The 19,483-nt window shown below is 67.8% G+C and carries 16 protein-coding genes; 13 read left to right on the forward strand and 3 right to left on the reverse strand.

The features are described from left to right. Positions 1 to 83: 83 nt before the first annotated feature. Together AB4Z55_RS07915 and AB4Z55_RS07920 are read right to left on the reverse strand one after the other, a co-directional pair. Positions 84 to 1,322 carry a DUF222 domain-containing protein gene (locus AB4Z55_RS07915; protein ID WP_369519500.1) on the reverse strand — a complete coding sequence of 413 codons (1,239 nt, stop codon included), beginning with the start codon at positions 1,320 to 1,322 and terminating at the stop codon, positions 84 to 86. 491 nt (positions 1,323 to 1,813) lie between these two features. After that, positions 1,814 to 2,467: a TetR/AcrR family transcriptional regulator gene (locus AB4Z55_RS07920; RefSeq protein ID WP_004022483.1), complete on the reverse strand. Its 654-nt coding sequence runs from the start codon at positions 2,465 to 2,467 to the stop codon at positions 1,814 to 1,816. A 252-nt stretch (positions 2,468 to 2,719) separates the two neighbouring features. On the opposite strand from AB4Z55_RS07920, the gene AB4Z55_RS07925 reads away from it, so the two are divergent. The 9 genes from AB4Z55_RS07925 to AB4Z55_RS07965 all read left to right on the forward strand — a co-directional run bounded on the left by AB4Z55_RS07925 (position 2,720) and on the right by AB4Z55_RS07965 (position 13,627). Beyond that, positions 2,720 to 4,285, forward strand: coding sequence for an amino acid permease (locus AB4Z55_RS07925; RefSeq protein ID WP_369519501.1), 1,566 nt, complete (start codon positions 2,720 to 2,722; stop codon positions 4,283 to 4,285). Between the two features lie 38 nt (positions 4,286 to 4,323). Then, positions 4,324 to 5,187: an urea amidolyase associated protein UAAP1 gene (locus AB4Z55_RS07930; protein WP_369519502.1), complete on the forward strand. Its 864-nt coding sequence runs from the start codon at positions 4,324 to 4,326 to the stop codon at positions 5,185 to 5,187. A gap of 15 nt (positions 5,188 to 5,202) precedes the next feature. Then, complete coding sequence (locus AB4Z55_RS07935; protein WP_369519503.1) at positions 5,203 to 5,883, forward strand: urea amidolyase associated protein UAAP2; 681 nt, start codon at positions 5,203 to 5,205, stop codon at positions 5,881 to 5,883. Positions 5,884 to 5,941: 58 nt separating this feature from the next. Beyond that, a complete protein-coding gene (locus tag AB4Z55_RS07940; RefSeq protein WP_369519504.1) occupies positions 5,942 to 8,005 on the forward strand; it encodes a 5-oxoprolinase/urea amidolyase family protein in 2,064 nt (687 codons plus the stop codon). Further along, on the forward strand, positions 8,002 to 9,675 hold the full coding sequence (atzF, locus tag AB4Z55_RS07945; protein ID WP_369519505.1) for an allophanate hydrolase: 1,674 nt from the start codon (positions 8,002 to 8,004) through the stop codon (positions 9,673 to 9,675). Before AB4Z55_RS07940 ends, atzF begins: the two co-directional genes overlap by 4 nt. Before the next feature lie 230 nt (positions 9,676 to 9,905). Next, a complete protein-coding gene (locus AB4Z55_RS07950) occupies positions 9,906 to 11,588 on the forward strand; it encodes a hypothetical protein (protein WP_369519506.1) in 1,683 nt (560 codons plus the stop codon). 206 nt (positions 11,589 to 11,794) lie between these two features. Then, complete coding sequence (locus tag AB4Z55_RS07955) at positions 11,795 to 11,989, forward strand: hypothetical protein (RefSeq protein WP_004022592.1); 195 nt, start codon at positions 11,795 to 11,797, stop codon at positions 11,987 to 11,989. Between the two features lie 202 nt (positions 11,990 to 12,191). Then, complete coding sequence (locus tag AB4Z55_RS07960) at positions 12,192 to 13,079, forward strand: DUF3558 family protein (RefSeq protein ID WP_101822354.1); 888 nt, start codon at positions 12,192 to 12,194, stop codon at positions 13,077 to 13,079. Further along, positions 13,076 to 13,627: a DUF3558 domain-containing protein gene (locus AB4Z55_RS07965; protein WP_239399748.1), complete on the forward strand. Its 552-nt coding sequence runs from the start codon at positions 13,076 to 13,078 to the stop codon at positions 13,625 to 13,627. The genes AB4Z55_RS07960 and AB4Z55_RS07965 overlap by 4 nt, the downstream gene beginning before the upstream one ends. Positions 13,628 to 13,787: 160 nt before the next feature. On the opposite strand, the gene AB4Z55_RS07970 is transcribed toward AB4Z55_RS07965, so the two are convergent. Then, complete coding sequence (locus AB4Z55_RS07970; protein ID WP_369519507.1) at positions 13,788 to 14,615, reverse strand: acyl-[acyl-carrier-protein] thioesterase; 828 nt, start codon at positions 14,613 to 14,615, stop codon at positions 13,788 to 13,790. A 100-nt stretch (positions 14,616 to 14,715) separates the two neighbouring features. On the opposite strand from AB4Z55_RS07970, the gene AB4Z55_RS07975 reads away from it, so the two are divergent. The 4 genes from AB4Z55_RS07975 to AB4Z55_RS07990 are packed head-to-tail and all read left to right on the forward strand — an operon-like array spanning position 14,716 to position 19,465. Further along, a complete protein-coding gene (locus tag AB4Z55_RS07975; RefSeq protein WP_369519508.1) occupies positions 14,716 to 16,392 on the forward strand; it encodes an FAD-dependent oxidoreductase in 1,677 nt (558 codons plus the stop codon). Then, positions 16,392 to 17,666, forward strand: coding sequence for a glycosyltransferase family 4 protein (locus AB4Z55_RS07980; protein ID WP_369519509.1), 1,275 nt, complete (start codon positions 16,392 to 16,394; stop codon positions 17,664 to 17,666). Before AB4Z55_RS07975 ends, AB4Z55_RS07980 begins: the two co-directional genes overlap by 1 nt. Next, positions 17,653 to 18,384, forward strand: coding sequence for a class I SAM-dependent methyltransferase (locus AB4Z55_RS07985; protein ID WP_004022598.1), 732 nt, complete (start codon positions 17,653 to 17,655; stop codon positions 18,382 to 18,384). Before AB4Z55_RS07980 ends, AB4Z55_RS07985 begins: the two co-directional genes overlap by 14 nt. Before the next feature lie 25 nt (positions 18,385 to 18,409). Then, positions 18,410 to 19,465: a prenyltransferase gene (locus tag AB4Z55_RS07990; RefSeq protein ID WP_101822331.1), complete on the forward strand. Its 1,056-nt coding sequence runs from the start codon at positions 18,410 to 18,412 to the stop codon at positions 19,463 to 19,465. The last annotated feature ends 18 nt before the right edge of the window (positions 19,466 to 19,483 follow it).

A 19,483-nucleotide genomic window follows, 5' to 3' on the forward strand; every position in this document is an offset into this window, starting at 1 on the left:
TTCACTGTGGAGTTGTCAAGGTACGAGCGCGGTCCCGAGTAAGGCCCGGGTGCGGAAGGTGCTGCGCTATAGGTGTGTTGCGGTCAGGCGGCGTTGTCGAGTCGCATGGTGCGCCGGTTGTAGGCGGGTAGGGGTTTGCGGTGTGGGTCGATCGAGGCGGGTGGGATGAGCCATGGATGGCGGTCGTAGCCGATGACGATGTCCCACCCGTGGTGGTGGACTTGGGTGTGACAGCGTTGGCAGAGCAGGCAGCCGTTGTCGAGGTCGGTGGGTCCGCCGTCGGCCCAGTGCTCGATGTGATGCACCTGGGTATGCGATGGGGGTGCACCGCATTTGATGCAGCACTGGTCTCGCACGATCATCGCTCGTCGTAGGTGTGGTGGGAACAGGCGGTGGGTGTGTCCCATCTGTAGCGGTACGCCTTCAGTATCGAGGACGATTTCGGTCAGCGACCCGTCACATGACAGCTGTTTCGCTGTTGCATGGCTGACGGATCCGGTCCAGGGCAGGGTGGCTGGGTCGGCGCCGGTGGCGGGGATTGTGAGCATGAGTTGTGTCCGTGGGGAACCAACGGTGTCGAGGGTGGCTCCGAGTGCTGCTTGGTCGAGGATCAGCTCGAAGGCGTCGGCGCGGCGTTGTTCCGCGGTGCGTCGATCCTGGGCGCCGTCGGGTTCGGGGCGTGGGCAGGATCGTTCGTCGATCATGGCCAGGAACTTCTCGCCGACGACTTGTGTGAGGTCGGCGCGGATGTCGATGCGTCCGTCGTCGGTGGTGTGGGCGCTGACCGAGTTCAAGGACGAGTCGTCGGCGGTGGGGATGCCGGTGTCGTCGGCGTCGGTGAGGGTGTTGCCGATGGTGCGGGCGTGCTTGAGCACTTCGGTGGGTGTCGCACCGGACAACGCGTGAGTGAGGAGTTCCAATTCATACGTGCTCTTGTCGTCGGAAAGGGCGTCGCCGCATCGTTTCTCGAGCTCGTTCATGCCGCGGATGATGGCGTCGACGATCTCGCCGGTCAGTCGTCCGTCGGCGGCGTGACGAGCGAGCGCTGGAAGTTCGGGTAGGGCGTCGACACTCCTCATGGTGCGGTGGGCGGCGGCCGGTGCATGGCCAGACTCGATCAACAGATTCTTGGTGGTGCTGCCGACTTTCTGCGCGACGCGAAGGTCGTCGAGTTGTGCTGTGTGAGTCACGATCTGGTGGTCGGCGATATTGCGTATGAGTCGAAGTGTGTTCAGTGCGTCGAATGCTGCTGCGCCGGTGGGGTCGTCGGTGGGTGGGGTGGTCTCGATGAGGTGGTCGAGGAGAGTGGCGAGCTCTGGCATGTCTCCACTGTACGGGAACGTTCGTTCGATTTCGAGGAAATTCCACAACCGATTTTCGCGAAATCATCTACTGTGCAGCATATTTCGTCGACTGTGCTTCCATTGTTGACTGCCGTCAATTCCAGCCTCACTCGTTACAGATTCGGGCGCACGAGTGGTGGATCTGCGGTGCCGGTTTCGGCGCGCAGTGGAACGCCGGGACCGGCCCTGCGGGTGGTTCGCGCTGTCGGTGGCCGGACGATCTGCTCATCAAGGGCCGGCCATCGGCGTCGACCTGGTACGTCCTGCTGAAGGGGGTCTCGTCCCACCCGGTCGGGTATTCCGAGAAGGGGCGACGTGAGCGGGGCGCAGAGTCGACGGAGATGGGCGCACGGTCGACGACGCGAGCCCGGTTCACCAGCTCCACTGGCGACCCGAACCAGGGTGTGTCGGGGCATGCTCCAGTCTTGGATCATCTTGGGTATATCTGTTGTGCCGCTGCGGTTCCGCGGCTACGAACTCGACCCGCTCCGGTGCTCGAGGAGCATCTGGATGGCGCCGACCACGGTGGCGGCGAGTCCGGCGGCGGTGTGCTCGCCGAGTTCGCCGCGCTGCTCGTCGGCACGCATCATGATGACCGACTCCACCAGCCGGAAGGGAAGCAGTGTGCGCTGGTCGGTGTCATCGCCGAGCGCAGCGGCGGCCAGCGCCGCGTAGGAGTGGGCCAATTCCTGTCGATCCGAACGGAATTCGGCGAAGCGCTGGTCGGCGACCTCGGGCAGAAGATACAGCGCCCCGAGGTTCCAGCGCGATTGCGCCAGCTGGTCGACGTCGAAACGTGCGAGTTCCAGCAGCCGGGTCAGCGCGGGCTCGTCGCCGTCGAGGAGTTCCCGTGCGCGTTCGAGTGAGGCGACGACGGTCGTCTCCAGCAGCGTCGCCAGGATGTCGTCCTTGGTGGCGAAGTAGTGGTACATCGACGCCTGCCGGATGCCCACCGCCTCGGCGATCATCCGCGTCGATGTCCCGGTGTACCCATGACGGGTGAACAATTCGGCGGCGGCGTCGAGGATCTCCTCGCGTGCGGTCTGCCCGCGTCGCCGTGCCGGCACCAGGCGCGGACGCCCGCGACCGATCGGAGTCGGGGCCGCGCTCGAGCCGGTCGGCATGCTCGTCTCCTTCATGGGGTCGGTGCGATTTCCCGACCCTAGCCGACGGATTGCGCTCTTCTGCCGCACACGAACCCGCAGGTCGGGGTAACCCCAGGCGCGTAACGGGGACGTAACCGGAGTTTTCACGACCGGAACAATCCTGTCAATCGATAGAAATCCGAGCGGGCTTATCTATCAGGTGACAGGAAACAGTGCCTGACTCACACCGTTGCTCAACGTGGAGCTTCTTCTCCGAAAGGAAGACCGCGCATGACCTCCACCCCCGAAGTGGCTCCCGCGACGACGCCCTCCTCGCCCGCCGGAGACGCCGACGCACACGACCTCTCGGCGCTCGGATACGACCAGCAACTCCATCGCTCGCTCGGCAAGTTCGCGTCCTTCGCCGCCGGGTTCTCCTTCGTCTCGATCCTGACCACCATCTTCCAGCTGTTCGGCCTCGGGTTCGGTTTCGGCGGTCCGGCCTTCTTCTGGACCTGGCCGATCGTCTACGCCGGCCAGTTCCTGGTCGCCCTGTGCTTCGCCGAAATCGCTGCGCGGTACCCGATCTCGGGCGCGATCTACCAGTGGTCCCGCCGGATGGGGGGCGAGGTCGTCGGCTGGTTCGGCGGCTGGTTCATGATGATCGCGCAGGTGGTCACCGCCGCCGCGGCCGCCATCGCCCTGCAGGTCGTCCTGCCGTCGATCTGGATCGGCTTCCAGATCATCGGCGACGACCCGACTCTGACCACCACCAGCGGTGCGGCGAACGCGGTGTTGCTCGGCTCGGTCCTGCTCGTGGTCGTGACCGCGATCAACTGTGTCGGCGTCCGGTGGATGAGCCGGGTCAACAGCATCGGCGTCGTCTGCGAACTCGTCGGTGTCGTCGCGGTGATCCTGGCACTGTTCACCCACGCCCAGCGCGGCCCCGACGTCGTCTTCGACACCGGCGTTCCCGGTCAGCAGCCCGGCTACATCTGGGCGTTCATCGTGTCCGGTCTGATGGCCGCCTACGTCATGGTCGGTTTCGGGTCGGCGGGTGAGCTGGCCGAGGAGACCCGCGACCCGCGCCGCGTCGCACCTCGTACGATCCGGATGGCGCTGACCGTGTCGGCCATCGGCGGCGGACTGATGCTGCTCGGCACCCTCATGGCGGCGCCCACCCTCGACGAGCAACTCGCAACCGGCGGTCTGCCGTACGTTCTCGATTCGGTACTCGGCAGCTTCTGGGGCAAGGTCCTGCTCGCCGACGTGGCGGTGGCCATCTTGATCTGCACCCTCGCCATCCAGACCGCCTGCTCGCGTCTGATGTTCTCGATGGCCCGCGACGGCCGACTCCCGTTCTCCGCGCAACTGTCACATGTCAACAGCCGCACCGGGACCCCGATCCTGCCCTCGATCCTGATCGGTGTGCTCTGCATCGGCATCCTGCTCGTGAACGTCGGCAACTCCGCGATCTTCGCGACCCTCGCCAGCGTGTGCATCATCCTGATCTACCTGGCCTATCTCGCGGTCACCGGTCCGATGCTCTACCGACGGTTCCAGGGCTGGCCGCATCGTGGCGGCCGGGGCAACCCGACCGTCGATGCCGGTGGCCGAAAGCTGTTCAGCCTGGGTCGTTTCGGGATCGTGGTGAACGCCCTCGCGGTGCTCTACGGCGCCCTGATGGTGATCAACCTGGCATGGCCGCGGGCCGAGGTCTTCGACCCGGCGGGTGAGATGCCGATCCTGCGGTGGGCAGGTCCCATCTGCATCGTGGCGACGGTCCTCGTCGGGATCGCCTGCTATCCCCGCGGCAAGGAACACCCCCGGCCGGTGAACACCGATCCGTCCGCCTGAGCGCGCCCGCACACAATCACCACGACAAGGAGTTCCGAATGAGCACGATCACCGCGGCGGGTACCGGCACCACCACCGGTGCACGCGAACACGCCCGCGCGCAGGCCGGCGCGATCACCGACAGCATGCCGGTGGTGCCCGCGTCGAACTGGCCCGCCCCGCCCGACGACGTGCCGGCGGCCTCGTTGACCTGGGCGGAGACGGTTCCCGGCGGTCGCTACACCAGCAAGGTGTTGGCTCGGGGGACCCGCCTGCGGTTCGCCGACGTCGCCGGGGCGGCGTGCGCACACTTGCTGCTGTGGCGCGCCGACGCCCCGTGGGAACGTCTCAACGTCGCCGACACCGTCAAGGTCCCGTGGCAGGCCTACCTGGGCGCGGGCCATCCGCTGCTCAGTGACCAGGGCCGGGTGCTGGCCACCGTCGTCGCCGACGACTCCGGCCATCACGACGCGCTGTGCGGCACGTCCACCCTCGCCGGGAATGCGGCGAAATACGGCGCGGGCGAGGTGTATTCGATGAGTCCCGCCGGTCGTGAACTGTTCACGCTCGCCGCGGCGAAACACGGTCTGACACCGACCGACGTCGCCCCGTCGTTGTCGTTCTTCCACGGCGTCACCGTCGACGCCGACGGGGCGCTGCGTTCGACCGGGAGCGCCGGGCCCGGCCGGACCGTGGATCTGATCCTGCATCTGCCGTGCACGGTGGCGATCGCCAACACTGCTCACCCCCTGGATCCGTCGCCCGATTTCGGCACCACCTCGCTGGAAGTACTGGCGTGGCAGGCGCAGAACGATCTCGACACCCTGCTGGCCGAGGTCGCCGGAACCGACCCCGAGTACCAGCGGGCCGTCGCCAACTCCGAAGACGTCTGGGCCGCGGCTCATCACCGAGCCGTCCAGTAGAGAGGACCACCCATCGTGACCGAGACACACTCCGCAGTCATCCCCGATGTCGCGACGGAATCCGCCGCCGGACTCGCCCTCGTCCCCGGCACCGCCGTCGACGACGCGCAGGTGGGCGAGCGGGCACCGTGGTCGGGTGTCGTCGCCGCCGGCGACGTGCTCACCATCGTCGACCTGCACGGCAATCAGGCCGTCGACACGCTGTTCTACGCCGCCGACGACACCACGCGGCGGTATTCGGCCCAGGCGACGATCACCGCGCAGGGCAACATCTTCCTGACCACCGGCAGCGTCATCCGCGATCACGACTCCGCACCGCTGATGACGATCGTCGCCGACGAGGTCGGCAACCACGACACCCTCGGCGGCGCGTGCTCGCAGGAGTCGAACACGCTGCGGTACGGCCACCACACCAAGCATCAGCACGCATGCGTGGAGAACTTCCTCATCGAGGGCAGCCGCCACGGACTGGGCAAGGCCGACCTCGTCGGGAACGTGAACTTCTTCATGAACGTGCCCGTCGACCCCGACGGCTCGCTCGGCATCGTCGACGGGTTGTCCGCACCCGGTAAGCGACTGGCGCTGCGGGCCGAGGTCGACACCCTGGTGCTCATCTCGAACTGTCCGCAGATCAACAACCCCTGCAACGGGTTCGACCCCACCGCGGTGCGCGTCATCGTCACCCGGCCGTTCTGAGAATCTCTTTCCGCCGCGCCCCCGGGCGCCGACCGAGCCCGACGAGGAATTCATCATCATGACTGCCACCACCCCGGGTGCCGTGACCGTTCTCCGGTCCGGTCCGCTCACCACCATCCAGGACTGGCCCGGCCGGGTCGGGTACTGGAAGGTCGGCGTACCGCCGTCCGGTCCGATGGACGACCTGTCCTTCCGGCTCGCCAACCTCGCCGTCGGCAACCCGGAGACCGCCGCCGGTCTGGAGATCACCCTCATGGGTCCCGCCCTTCGGTTCGACCGGTCCGCGGTCGTCGCGGTCACCGGTGCGCCGGTGGCCGTGACGGTGAACGGAACTCCTGTGCCGCAGTGGGTTCCGCTCACGGTCGAGGAGGGTGACGTCCTCGACATCGGTTCGATCGGCGCCCTGGGTATGCGGGCATATCTCGCGGTGTCGGGTGGGCTCGACGCGGCGGATCATCTCGGGAGCCGGTCGACTTTCACCATGGGACGGTTCGGCGGACTCGACGGCCGGGCGCTGGCCGCCGACGACCGTCTGGAGCTGCTGGACGGGCCGGTCGGCGCGCCGCGTCGAATCCTCGGTGACGAGCAACCTGCCTTCACCAACTCCTGGCAACTGGCGGTGACCGTGGGACCCCACGGCGCACCGGAGTTCTTCACCGAGGAGGACATCGCCGACCTGTTCGCCACCGACTACGAGGTGCACTTCAACTCCGACCGGACCGGCATCCGATTGATCGGCCCCCGACCCCGGTGGGCACGCGACGACGGTGGCGAGGCCGGCCTGCACCCCTCGAACATCCACGACACCGCGTACTCCGTCGGTGCGCTCGACTTCACCGGCGACACACCCATCCTGCTCGGTCCGGACGGGCCGAGTCTCGGCGGATTCGTGTGCCCGGTGACGGTGACGACCGCGCAACGGTGGAAGCTCGGCCAGCTGAAGCCGGGGGACACGATCCGGTTCATCGCGGTACGCGGCGACCGGGCGGCCTCGCCCACCGAACTCGGGCTGGGTCGGCGGGCCTGCTTCGTCGACGTCCTGTCGTCGGGTGGGGACACCGACAACGGAATCCTCGGATCCACCACGACAGCCGATGGAGCGACCTCGGTGACATACCGGCGGTCCGGTGACGACAATGTGCTCGTCGAGTACGGCGAGATGCACCTCGACCTGGCCCTGCGCGCCCGGGTGCATGCGCTGGCCGAGCGGATCGCCGCCGAGAAGCCGCGCGGGCTCATCGATCTCACACCGGGTATCCGTTCGCTGCAGGTGAAGGCCGACCCGGACGTGTGGTCGCAGGCGCAGATGCTGGAGTGGCTGACCGAATGCGAGAGCCAGTTGCCGGCCGCCGAGGACCTCGTGGTGCCGAGCCGCACCGTGCACCTGCCCTTGTCGTGGGACGATCCCGCGACCAGGGAGGCCATCGAACGGTACATGCTGGGCGTGCGATCGGATGCGCCGTGGTGCCCGTGGAACATCGAGTTCATCCGACGGATGAACGGCCTGGATTCGGTCGACGACGTGTACCGCACCGTTTTCGACGCGAGCTACCTCGTGCTCGGCCTGGGTGACGTCTATCTCGGTGCGCCGGTGGCTGTTCCACTCGACCCCCGGCATCGTCTCGTCACCACCAAGTACAACCCGGCCCGCACGTGGACGCCGGAGAACGCGGTGGGGATCGGCGGCGCCTACCTCTGCATCTACGGCATGGAAGGCCCGGGCGGTTATCAGTTCGTCGGCCGGACGACGCAGGTGTGGAATCACCGGCATCCGTTGCCGGCACCGGGGTTCGATCCCGAACATCCGTGGCTCCTCCGGTTCTTCGACCGAATCCACTGGTACCCGGTGAGTGCGGCGGAACTCCTCGACATGCGGGCCGACGTCGCCGCCGGGCGCGGGGACAGCACGAAGATCGTCGACGGCGAGTTCTCGCTGGCCGCGCACCAGAGCTTCCTCGACGAGCACGCCGCCGACATCGCGATCCGGCGGAACACGATGGAGACCGCTCGTGCGGAAGAGCGTGAACGGTGGTCGATGCAGGGCGAATTCGCCGCGAAGGCGGCGGGAGTGGGCCGCGCCGATGCCTCGGGGATCGCAGACGACAAGGAGCGGGTGGCATGAGCAGGATCGACGAGCTGTATGCGCGGATCGCCGAGGCGGACCGGCCGGAGGTGTTCATCACGCTGCGATCCGAGGATGAGGTCGCGGCCGAGTACGAGCGGTCCGTCGCCGCCGGCGGTCCGCTCGCCGGCGCGCTCCTCGCCGTCAAGGACAACGTCGATGTCGCAGGCGTGCCGACCACCGCAGGGTGCCCCGGGTTCGCCTACACCCCCGACGTCGACGCCCCAGCGGTCGCCGCCTTGCGCGCGGCAGGAGCGGTGGTCGTGGGCAAGACCAACCTCGACCAGTTCGCCACCGGCTTGGTGGGGACCCGCAGCCCATATGGGGCGGTGCGGGATTCGCGGCGACCGGACCGCATCTCGGGCGGATCGAGCTCCGGCTCGGCGATGGCCGTCGCCCTCGGGTTCGCCGACATCGCGATCGGCACCGACACCGCCGGGTCGGGCCGGGTGCCGGCCGGCCTGCAGGGCATCGTCGGCATCAAGCCGACCGTCGGGGTGGTCTCCACTGCCGGAGTCGTGCCCGCCTGTGCGAGTTACGACGTCGTCACCGTCTTCGCCGCCGACCTGGCGCTGGCCGACCGGTCCATGTCGGTGATGGCCGAAGCCGCCGGCACCCGGCCCTTCCCGCCGTCGATCCCGTACGCCGCCCCGGAACGCCCGGTGATCGCCGTGCCCACCGAACTGCCCGGCCTCGACGACCGCTGGCGGGCCGCCTTCGACGACGCCGTGCTGCGTGCCGAATCCGCGGGTCTGATGGTCAAGACCATCGATCTGTCACCGTTTCTCGAGGCCGCCCGGCTCCTCTACGACGACGCGCTCGTCGCCGAACGCTACGACGCGGTGGGGGACTACCTCGATTCGGTCCCCGACCCCGATGTTGCCGGACTCGACCCGACCGTGTCGGCGATCATCGGTGCGGCGCAAAGGTTCTCGGCCGTCGACCTGTTACGGGCTCGTCGTCGGCTCGCCGACCTGCGCGCCACGGCGATGCAGCAGTGGGGCGACGCCACGGTCCTGATGGTGCCGACCGCCCCGGCACACCCCACACTCGCCGAGGTGGCCGCCGATCCGGTGGGCGTGAACTCGCGGATGGGCACGTACACCAACTTCTGCAACCTCTTCGATCTGTGTGGACTCGCCGTGCCGGCCGGCACCGTCGTCGACGAGGGCGGCAGCACAGCACAGTTCGGCATCACGTTCCTGGGCCGCGGACATGCCGATGCCGTGCTCGTCGACGTGGCACGCCGATTCTCCGGCGACGACTCGGTGGCGCCGTCCTGGGCGGAAGGTGACGAGGCGATCGAGCTCGCGGTCTTCGGGGCGCACATGCGGGGCGGGCCGCTGACCCACGAACTCGGCGATCGCGGCGCCCGATGGGCCGGTGAGGTCACCACGACCGCGTCCTACCGCCTCGTGGCTCTGGACACGACCCCGCCCAAGCCGGGTCTGATCCGCGATCCGGCTGCCGGTCGCGAGATCCGGGGCGAGGTGTGGACGCTGTCCTCGGCAGCGCTGGGGGACTTCTTGGCCGCTCTTCCCGAGCCGATGATGCTGGGCAAGGTCGAGATCGCCGCCGGCGAGACCGGGCCGGCCCGCTGGATCGTCGGGTTCGGGTGTGCTGCCGACGCCGGCGCGTCGGGGCAGATCCTCGACCGCGACCGCTGGTAGGTGTCGGCAGCGGCGCCGCCCTCCGTCGGAACCACCGCCGCACGAACCGGATTCGACATCGCGGCGTCGTTCAGCTGAGGTCGCCTGTCCAGGAACTCGTCTCACGTCCGGTCCTGGACGTCTGACCAGAACGGCCGATTCGTGCCGTTTCCACGGATCGGCTACCGATTCGCCGACCGTGGTGATTCACTTACTCAGCTCGGGAGGTCGGGGAGAAGAGAGTTGGGCGGATGACCAGGGTGGGGCGCAGCGAGATTCAGCGATCGGACAAGGTCGCTCGACGCGAGAACCGGAAACAGCGGCGGCAGCACCGCGCGATCGCGGGGGCGGCCGCGTTGGCGACCGTCGCCGCGATCGGCGCGGGGCAGGTGGCGGAACCGGCAGTGGCCGACGCGGCGCTGCTCCCGGGTATCCCGTCCGAGATCGACGATCTGCGGAACTGGTCGAAGGGTTTCGACAAGACCAACCCGCTCGGAAGTCTGGTGACCACGATCGGGAACGGCGCGCTCGCCGACATCGCGGAGCAGTGGCGCATCCAGAGCTGCATGTCCGGCGGCGTCCGGGATGGAGCCGACTGCTCGCAGTCGAGCACCGAGTACGGCGGTATCGGACTCGCCGTCGTCCTGCCCGACCGCATCGAGGTCGTGCCGATCGCGGTCTACGACCCGGTGAAGGGTGTCTTCGACACGCTGTCCGGTTCGGTTCTCGGGGACATCATCCGCTGGCTCGGCGTCGACCTGCCGGAGACGATGACCGACGGCCCCGCCACCGAGGGTTCGGCGACGGTCGCCGGGAACGGTTTCCAGTTCGCTCTCGCCTACCGCGGGGGCGACGCAAGCGCTACATCGTATCTACCTCTGAGCATCGCGACCGCGGGCGCGAGCGACGGGCGGACCGCGAAATCGTTCGCGCTGATCGGGATGGCGCATGCGTGGAACACCGGTCCGCTCGATGTCACGGTCCTCGGGGAGACGATCGGAACCGTCCCGGGTGTCCAGGGGGTCGGTTGCTACGGCGGGCTCACCGGCGCCTACGCCGATGGCGTCGGAGCCTGCGCAAATGTGCTGGGCACCTTCGACTTCCGCTGGCAACAACCCAACAGCGAACTTCAGTTCGCGCTCACCGATCCAACCGCACTGATCGCCGATCCCGGCGGGGTTCTCGGCGGCCTCGGCGCCGAGGTTCTCGAGGGTCTGCTCGCCGGCATCCTGAGTGGCTCCGGTCTCGACTTCGACAGTGACTGGATGTCCCTGTCGAAGGACTTCGCCCGCCTGAGCATCGGGGGTGATCACGACCTGTTCAGTGGCAACTTCCTCCGGCTGACGAGCGATTACGGTTTCACCGGTCCGATCACGGTCGACTGGCTGGGTTCGAAGGTCACCTTCCGCCCGCTGGTCGAGGTCAACGGTGAGCTGCGGCCGAACCGTCTCGGGTTGCCGGTCATCGAGTTCGGGCAGCTCGACACCGGTGAGCTCATCCCGGTCATCCGTATCCCGGAATACGAGTTGCCGTTCGGTCTGCCGGCGACCGACCCGATCGACACCGGGGTGTCGACGAGCTCGGCGACCACGACCCTCTCGTTCGACGATGTGTCGACGGGGCAGGTGACGGCCGATGACGTGACCGGGGAGGCCGAGAGCTACGTCGGCAAGCACCGCTCGGCGGAGGACTCCTACGTCGGCAGGCATCGGGCACCGGAACCCTCCGACGACAGCGGCTCCGGGGAATCGGATGGCGGCGGATCGGACGTTTCGGAATCCGAGAGCCCGAACGCCCACGACACCGATGAGGACAGCGTGGATGCGGTCGACGCCGACGCCGACGCAGACGCAGACGCCGACAGCGCCGACGATGACGGTGTGGACGCCGGTGACACCGACTCGGGCAGTGAATCCGGATCGGCCGCAGCCTGATCGGCCGCAGACCCCTGCTCCTGGTCCGAACGAACCTCACAATTCCGCTCCCTGATCCGGGAGAACCTTCGCGGCTCGCGCCGCAGGGGCGGAAACCGGGCGACATGCTTCAGCGCAATTGCTCCGTCGCAAGACGCGACTACGCTGGGCACACGACCCCGGGACGGCTGTCGGGCCGGGCCGGGTAACCGACCAGGGAGGGCCTCATGGCGATCGATCGGGACAAGAGCAGAGCGGTGTCGGAGGTCGTGCGTCAACACCCGGCGATGAGTCTCGTCGCGGTCTCGCCCGGCATCGCCGTGTTCGTGACCCTGCTGCTGCTCGACCAGACCCTTCTGGCGATCCTGTTCCTCATCCTCGCCGTCGGGGGTGGCGCATATCTGCTCACGCGCAAGCGCTGACGGTGGCGTCCGTTGCGATCCCGCACCGAGGATTTGTCCGCGGCTAGAGTGGTGCGCAATGAGTGTCCGCCGACGCTGAACCGCGCGGTGAACGGGTCGAGGAGAGCGGTGAAGGGAGTCGGCGTCGTGGTCGCTGAACCGGGTCGAGGCGTTCGCGCCGGACGTGTTCTCGCGTTCGGGACGAGTCGGCTGGGCAGCTGACATGTCCACCCGTGTCGACGCCTACATCTGGGCCATCCGTCTGACCAAGACCCGGTCGGCCGCGGGCGCCGCCTGCCGCGGCGGCCACGTCCGGGTCAACGGGGTGACGGCCAAGCCCGCGCAGCCGGTGGTGCCGGGTGACGAGATCCGGGTTCGGCTCGCCGGGCGGGAGCGCATCGTCGAGGTCACCAGGACGATCAGCAAGCGGGTGTCCGCGCCGATGGCCGCCGAGTGCTTCGTCGACCGGTCGCCGCCACCGCCACCCAAGGAGATCCTCGCCAGTCAGCCACGGCGCGACCGGGGGGCCGGGCGGCCCACCAAACGTGAACGGCGGCAACTGGACCGGCTGCGCGACAGCACCTTCCTCATCGCCGCGCTGGCCGCGGTCGCACTTCTCGTCGGCGCCTGCTCCGGCGACGAGCCGACGGCCGACCCGAACAAGCCGAACACGCCCGAGGCGCCCGCCCAGGCCGGTTCCGGTCCGTTCTTCGGCAAGTGTGGCGGCGTATCCCTCGAGGACGTCGTCCGGATCACCGGGTTCGCCGGGCTCACCGAGACCGTCAACAACACCTCGGTGTGCGAGTGGGACACCACCGGTTCCCGGACGGGGGCCGTCGCGTCGTTCAACTGGTATCGCGGCTCGCCGATCGGCCGTGAGGAAGCGAATGTGAAGCTGTCGCGCGACGTGACCAACAGACTCGAGATCGACGGTCACCAGGGGTTCATCGGCTACACCCAGTCAGGTCAGATCTGTGAGGTCGGCATCGGTTTCGGGGCGGACTTCTTCGAGTGGTCGATCCGCGGGGACGCCGCCACCCCACGACCGATCGAGGAGATCTGCGACGCCGCTCGCGAGTTGGCGACGATGTCGATCGAGCGTGCGTCGTGAAGCGGGTCCTCGTCCTGCTGGCGGCCGTGCTGGTGGGCGTGGCCGCCCTCGCCGGGTGTGCACGCACGGTCGAGGGTGAGCCGGTGCCGCTCGGGGCCGCGGGACAGTCCGGGAGCAGCGACATCGACACCGACCAGTTCGACCGCCTGCTGCTCGAATGCGATGTGTTGCCCGACGCCATGATCGCCGACGTCGTCGCCGGCGGCGGATTCGCCGAGCGGTCGTTCAGCGGCGCCATCTGTCGCTGGCTGGTCTCCGGTACGACCGACGTGGTGAGCGTGACCTTCAATTGGTTCGAGTGGGGCAACGTCAACGTCGAGAAAGAGACCGCGAAAAAGCTGGGTTTCGAGACCGAGAACATCAAGGTCGCCAGTCAGTCGGCGTTCACCCAGCGCAGCCCCGACCGTCCGGGAGTGTGCGGGGTGACCGCGAGGGCGCCGAGCCGCGGCATCTTCACCTGGTTCGTCGAACCCCGCAGTGCGCCTCCGGGCGACCCCTGCGCGGCACCGATCAAACTGATGGAGCTGCTGCTGCAGGGCGGTCAGTGAGCCTGCCGGTGTCAGTGTCCGGCTCGTGTGGCACCTGGTGACCTCGACGGGCGCGGCGGCCTCGCTGCGCTCGGTCGACGCTGCTCGGCCAGCGGGTCGTTGAGTTCCGGGTACCGCTGGTTGAGCTCCGGGTACCGCTGGTTGAGCTTGTCGAAACCACTCACTCCGGGATCGGCCCGACGACGACGGTGGCCGCGACCACGAGTTCGTCGCCGGTGCCCGGCATCAGCAGCCACACGGTCAGGCGGTCGCCCTCGCGCACCCGCCGCAGGATCAGCCGGGTGCCCGGCACGATGGGCCGCAGGTATTCGATGACGAACCGGTGCGGACCGTCGACGAGGTCGGGGTGTTCGACGAGTTCGTCTTCGATCGCCTCGAGATAAGCGGCGTTGTTCAGGTGCTTGAACGGGTCGAAGTCGGTGATCCGGAGGACGTGTTCGCGGTCCGGGAAGTCGATCTCGGCCGGATCGGGGGCCTTCTCCGGATTCATCGACCGCCAGCGGAGGCGGTGCTCGTCGGTCATCGCCGACAGCATCGTGAACGCCTCGTCGGACAGCCGTGACGGCACGCCCTTCTCGTTGACGTTGATCCAGAACGCCTCGGTCTCGATCAACCCCGGGGGGCGGGGCCGTGGGTTGAACCGGTTCGTCTCGTGCTCTGCCGTGAGGCGCACGCGCATGTTGGTCCAGCGCGTGGACAGCGCCCCGCACCAGCGTTGCGCGGTGACCGCGCCCGGCCAGGTCAGCGGCTCGATGACATCGATGATGGTGCGGCGGACGATCCAGAACGGGTCCGTCGCGCTGAACTCGGTGGCTTCGAGGTTGTCGTTGGCGACGTCCTGGAGGTACCGGGCCACGGCATCGAGCCGCACCCGCATGTCCTGATCGACGTCGCCGGTGCGGATGCGATAACCCACCTCGTAGAACTGGGATCCAGGCTTGCGGTCCGGGAGTGATGCACCGGACACTGCTGGCGTAACCTGGCTCACTCGAGTCCCTCCGATAGGTCGCCGGTATCTTTGCAGCTAAGATACATCCAACCGGAAAAATAGAACACGTTCTACGTGTCGGATTACGAGGAAACAGCAGATGGCGCATGTGATTACCCGCCCATGTTGCAACGATGCCAGTTGCGTGAGCGTGTGTCCGGTGAACTGCATCCACCCCACGCCCGATGAGCCGGAGTTCCTGACGGCCGAGGCCCTCTACATCGATCCGGAAACCTGCATCGACTGCGGTGCCTGCATCGACGAGTGCCCGGTGGAAGCGATCGTCCCCGATGATCAGCTGGAGGAGCGCGACGAGCCGTACCTTCAGATCAACGCGGACTACTACAAGGACCACGACGTCGAGGGTGGGCTCGTCCCGCCGCGCAAGGCGCCCCCGCTGCCCGACAAGGAACTGCACGTGGCCGTCGTCGGTGCCGGACCTGCGGCGTTCTACGCCGCGGAGGAGCTCGTCCGCAAGCCGAGCATCAAGGTCGACATGTTCGACCGGCTGCCGACGCCCTACGGACTCGTGCGCGCCGGGGTCGCACCCGACCACAGTGCCACCAAGGGAGTCGAGAAGACCTTTGCCTCGGTCGCGGCGAAGAAGAACTTCTCCTACTACCTCAATGTCGAGGTCGGCAAGCACATCAGCCACGACGAACTCGTGGCGCGCTACCACGCGGTCATCTATGCGGTGGGCGCCTCGACCGACAAACGGCTGGGCATCGAGGGTGAGGACCTGTCCAACTCGGTCGCCGCGACGCAGTTCGTCGCCTGGTACAACGGCCATCCCGACTTCGCCGACCTCGCCGTCGATCTGTCCGGTGACCGGGCGGTCGTCGTCGGCAACGGCAACGTCGCGCTCGACGTCGCGCGGATCCTGGTCACCGATCCCGACGAGCTCGCCAAGACCGACATCGCCGATCACGCGCTCGCGGCATTGCGGGAGTCGAACATCTCCGAGGTCGTCCTCCTGGGTCGCCGTGGCATCGCGCAAGCTGCGTACACCAACAGCGAGTTCCTGGCCCTCGGTGACGTCGAGGGTCTGGATGTGATCATCGATCCCGACGAACTGGTCCTCGATCCGGCCACCGAGGCGGCACTGTCCGACGACACGCTCGACTCGACGATCGCCACCAAGATCCGACTCGCCCGCGAATTCGCCGAGCGCCCGCAGACCGAGGGCAACAAGCGCATCGTGTTCCGGTTCCTCACCTCTCCGGTCGAGATCGCCGGGGACGGCGAGGTGGCTACGCTTACCTGCGTGCGCAATGCCTACTCCGACGCGACCGGGAGAGTCGCGGTGACACCCACCGAGGAGCGTTTCGACCTCGAGACCGGCCTGGTCCTGCGGGCCATCGGTTACCGCGGCGTGCCCGTCACCGACCTGCCGTTCGACGAGGGACACGGCGTCGTCCCCAACACCGAGGGACGCGTCCAGACCGCCGCCGGTGGTGACGTGATGCCGGGCCTCTATGTGACGGGTTGGATCAAACGCGGAGCAACGGGGGGTATCGGCATGAACCGCATCTGTGGCCAGGAGACCGCGCAGGCCGTCATCGCCGACTTCGTCGCCGCGGCCTTCGACGATCCGTCGACCTCCCGGGACGACGTCGCCGCCCTGGTGGCCGATCGCGGCGCCAACCGCATCGATCTCACCGGGTGGAAGGCGATCGACGCCGCTGAGAAGTCCGCGGGCAAGGCCGCCGGCCGGGTCCGCGCGAAGTTCGTCAATGTCGCCGAGTTCGAGGCGGCTGCCACCGCCGGAGCTCAGTGATGCGGATCGCACTGCTGTCCTACCGCAGCAAGCCCCACTGCGGCGGACAGGGCGTCTACGTCCGTCATCTGTCCCGCGAACTCGCCCTCCTCGGCCACAGCGTAGAGATCTTCTCGGGGCAGCCCTATCCCGAGCTCGACCAGGTCGCGATCGACGCCGGCGTCACCGTCACCAAGGTGCCGAGCCTGGGCCTCTACGACGAGCCGGATCCGTTTCGCACGCCTCGCCCGGGCGAATACCGCGACTGGATCGACGTTCTCGAGGTGGGCTCGATGTGGACGGCGAGCTTCGGCGAACCGCTGACGTTCAGCCTCCGAGTGGCCAGGCTCCTCAAGGAGAGGCGCGACGACTTCGACATCGTCCACGACAACCAGTGTCTCGGTTACGGATTGCTCGGCATCCAGAAGGCGGGCTTCCCGCTGATCGCGACGATCCATCACCCGATCACGCGCGACCGCACGCTCGCGGTGAAGGCGGCGAAGGGATGGCGGAAGATCAGCGCGTGGCGGTGGCATTCGTTCCTGCGTATGCAGGGTCGGGTCTCGCGGCGGATTCCCGAGCTGCTCACCGTTTCCCGGAGCAGTGAGGTCGACATCCGCAAGGCGTTCGACATCCCGTCGGGTCGCATCACGACGATCCCGTTGGGCGTCGACACCGAGATCTTCACACCGGCTGCCACCCGGGTGCCCGGTCGCATCGTGTGCGTCGCCAGTGCCGATGCGCCGTTGAAGGGTGTGTCGTACCTGTTGGAGGCGGTTGCGAAGCTGTCCTCCGAGCGGGACGTCGAATTGGTACTGGTGTCCAAGTTGGACCCGAACGGCCCGTCCGCGAAGATGATCGACGATCTGGCGATCGCCGATCGCGTCTCGGTGGTGTCCGGACTCGAGGACGAGGAGATCGCCGGCCTGCTCGCCTCGGCCGAGGTCGCGTGTGTGCCCTCGCTCTACGAGGGTTTCTCCCTACCCGCGGTCGAGGCGATGAGTTGCGGTACACCGCTGGTCGCCACCCGGGCGGGCGCGATCCCGGAGGTCGTCGGAACCGCCGAAGAGGCCGCACTGTTGGTGCCGCCGAGGGATTCCGGGCGCCTCGCGCAGGCGATCGGCCGTCTGCTCGACGACGCGGACCTGCGTGGGCGTCTCGGCGACGGCGGCCGTCGTCGAGCCGAGGAGAACTACAGCTGGGCAGCGGTGGCCGCGAAGACGGCTGCTCACTATGAAACCGTGCTCGCCGGACACCGGCGGGCAACAGAAGGGACGACGAGTGCTCACAGTTGATTTCGACCGGCTTGGCGTTGGACCGGGCACCAAGGCGATCGACATCGGGGCGGGGCAGGGTAGGCATTCGTTCGAGATGTTCCGTCGCGGCGCCGAGGTCATCGCCTTCGACATGTCCGAGAGCGACATGTCCGACGTCGGCGAGATGTTCGACGCGATGATGGCCGAGGGGCACGTGCCGGCATCGGCGAAGGCCCGCGCCGAGGTTGGGGACGCGCTCCGGCTTCCGTACTCGGACAACAGCTTCGATGTGGTCCTGATGAGCGAGATCCTCGAGCACATCCCGACCGACGAAGGCGCGATCACCGAGATGGTGCGCGTCCTGAAGCCGGGGGGAGTCGCCGCGGTCACCGTGCCGCGCTACTGGCCGGAGAAGGTGTGCTGGGCCCTGTCCGACGAGTACCACGAGGTCGAGGGCGGGCACGTCCGCATCTACAAGGCATCCGAACTCGCGGGCAAGCTGCAGCGCGCCGGACTCGAGGTCACCGGCACCGACCACGCGCACGCGCTGCACGCACCGTACTGGTGGCTGAAATGTGCTGTGGGCGTTGAGAACAAGGACAACGTCCTGGTGAAGGGTTATCACCAGCTGCTCGTCTGGGACATGATGAGCAAGCCGTGGCTGACCCGCGTCGGGGAGCAGGTGCTCAACCCGCTCATCGGCAAGTCGGTGGCCCTGTACCTGCGCAAGCCCGAGACCGCCACCGCGTCTTCATGACGAGGCCCTCCAGGACGGGAGTCGCATGACGACCGCTCCGGCGGTCCCCGGTGTGGTCACGGCCGAGCAGATGCACGCCACCGGCGCCGCGATCGTCGGCATGCAGGAGGAGTCGGGGGCGCTGCCCTGGTTCCCCGGCGGGCAGACCGATCCGTGGGATCACATCGAATCGGCGATGGCGCTGTCGGTCACGGGTTTTCACGCCGAGGCCGAGGCCGCCTACGACTGGTCGCGACGTAAGCAGCGCGACGACGGGTCCTGGCCGATCCGTACCGTCTGCGGCAAGGTCGAGGACGCCGGGACCGACAGCAACTTCTGCGCGTACATCGCGGTCGGGGTGTGGCACCACTACCTGATCACCGGTGACGACGCGTTCCTGCAGAAGATGTGGCCGGTCGTCTGGTCGGCGATCGACTGTGTCCTGCGTTTCCAGCGGGAGGACGGGGCGTTTCGCTGGGGTGGCGACCACCGCACCGGAGCGATGTTCGGCGAGGCCCTGATCACCGGCAACGCCAGCATCTTCCAGGCTCTGGACTGTGCGATACGCATCGCGGGCGAGATGGACCAGCCCGACGAGACCTGGACAGCCGCACACAGCCTGCTCGGGGATGCCATCCGGTCCGATGTCGGGCGCGAGGAGTGGCAGATCTTCACCCCGCCGTCGGAGCATTCGATGGACTGGTACTACCCGATCCTCGGCGGAGCCGTGCGGGGCCGCGAAGGTCAGGAACTGATCGCTCGCCGCTGGGAACAGTTCGTCGTCCCCGGCAAGGGTGTCCGATGCGTGGACCATCGGCCCTGGGTGACCGGTGCCGAGACCTGTGAGCTGGCCCTTGCTCTGGACTCGCTCGGCGACACCGCCGACGCCATCGAGCTCATCGCCTCGATCCAGCACCTCCGTGATCCGGACGGATCGTATTGGACCGGGCTGGTGTTCGCCGACGGCAAGCGCTGGCCGGTCGAGAAGAGTTGCTGGACTTCGGCCGCCGTCGTCCTCGCGGCCGACGCGGTGAGCCGGACGAGCGTCGCGAACGGGATCTTCCGGGATGTCCGTCAGCGTCTGGTCGCACCGACACCCTGACCGGTGACCCGGCGGGCG

The organism is Gordonia sp. ABKF26 (genome assembly GCF_041103195.1).
GTDB classification, from domain to species: domain Bacteria; phylum Actinomycetota; class Actinomycetes; order Mycobacteriales; family Mycobacteriaceae; genus Gordonia; species Gordonia terrae.